The sequence below is a fragment of the Neorhizobium sp. BETTINA12A genome (assembly GCF_023006485.1).
Taxonomy (GTDB): domain Bacteria; phylum Pseudomonadota; class Alphaproteobacteria; order Rhizobiales; family Rhizobiaceae; genus Neorhizobium.
The window spans coordinates 1-1,631 of the sequence record NZ_JALBGW010000322.1 but is presented as its reverse complement, the minus strand read 5'-3'; the positions used below and the strand labels follow the sequence as shown (position 1 = coordinate 1,631).

2 protein-coding genes are annotated in these 1,631 nt (G+C 66.8%); both read right to left on the bottom strand.

Annotated features, from left to right (window positions below; genetic code table 11):
• Positions 1-1,166: heme biosynthesis protein HemY (locus MOV61_RS29860; protein ID WP_247139168.1), on the bottom strand; the 1,166-nt coding region annotated here is incomplete at its 3' end.
• Positions 1,167-1,181: 15 nt separating this feature from the next.
• A partial coding sequence (locus tag MOV61_RS29855; RefSeq protein ID WP_247139167.1) for a COG4223 family protein occupies positions 1,182-1,631 on the bottom strand: 450 nt, incomplete at its 5' end.

The window sequence follows — 1,631 nt, the reverse complement described above, 5'->3', positions numbered from 1 at the left end:
GCCTGCGCCATCCAGTGCCGGACGCGGCCCTGATCGCCGGTCTCGGCCTCCTCGATATCGGCGATCAGCAGGTAGACGGCCTCGCGGGGCTCCATGCGGGCGGCTGCCTCCGCCTTGGCGCGGGCCTTCCTGAACTCCTGTGCGTCGAGCGCCGCCTGGGCGACGGCCAGCAGCGATTCGACATTGTTGGGTCGCATCGCTTCGAGCTTTTCGGCGCGTTTCAGCCGGTCGACGGTGCTGTCGCCACTGCGGGCACGGACATAGGCGCGGGCGATTTCCGGATGGGGGCCGAGCTTCCAGACGCCTTCGAGGACCGATGCGGCCTTGCGGACATTGTCCTCACGCAGCCAGGCCTTGGCGGCGATGACGGCGGCGGGCACCAGATCCTTGGCGAGCTTCAAAGCCGCCATGGCGTCGTCGCGGGCGCCCTTCGGATCGCCTTCCAGCCGGTCATTTGCCTTGGCCGTCAGGAGCACGGCCTTCCAGCGTTCGGCCTTCGGCTTTTCAAGAATATTGGCCATGCGCTGCTGGTCGAGCAGGCGGATCGCATCGTCCCAGCGACCGGACTGACTGCGGGATTCGAGCGTCGCCTGGGCGGCCCAGGGCAGGTAGGGCGCGTGTTCGACGGCCTTTTCCGCATATTGGCGGGCGGCCTCGTTGGCGCCGAGCCGGCGGGCTTCCATGTAGAGGCCGCGCAGGCCGAGTTCCCGGGTTTCCGGATCCTCGGCCATCTGCTCGAATTTCTTGCGCGCTTCGTCGTGCTTGCCTTCGATGAGGGCGGCCTGGGCTTCGAGGAGATGGATCAGCGGCTCCTGGTCGGCGCTGATCAGCCCGCGGGTGCGAAGGCTCATCTTGCGGGCGAGCAGCGCATTGCCTGCGCCGGCAGCTATCAGGCCGGTCGACAGTGCCTGATAGCCGCGGTCCCGCTTGCGGGCGCGAAAATAACGGCGGACGGAATAGGGCGAGGTCCAGATCACCCCCACGATCCACCAGAGGATCATGGCAAAGCCGACCAGCGCGACCACGGCGGTGGCGGCCACCATCAGGCTGGTTTCGATCAGGTGGTCCTGCCAGGTGATGGAAATCAGGCCGGGGCGATCCGCGAGCCAGGAGAAACCCCACCCGAGAGCCAGCACCACAACGAGAAAAATGAAAAGTCTGACCATCCGGTTCTTCCGTCCTCAGCCTTGGGTGCCGGCGACGGCGCGCGTCAGCGTTCCGCCCACGAGATTTTCCACCTGAATGCGGGCATCGAGCTTCTGCTTGAAATCGCGCGAAACGGCTTTTGCCGGTTCCGGTAGCGCGTCCCATTCGCGAGCGGAGGCCTGGAGATTGCCGTTGCGCAGCGCCTCTTCCATCCGGGCGACGATCGCATCCGGCGTCTCGCCCTGGACGTCGCCGACGCGGCGGACCTTGACCACCGACATGGCGGAGGCAAGCAACCGGCCGGCAATGCCCTGGTTGGGATCGGGTTGGGCGGTTGCTTCCAGCATGGCATCGGCAATGCGGGGGAAGTCACGCTGCAGCTCGGCGCGGGCGGGCACGCCAGCAGACGCGAACTTTTGCAGGTCGGCGACGGCGGGATCGTCGCCGGCGACGCTCACGAAGGTCTGCAGTTCGGTTTCGAACGG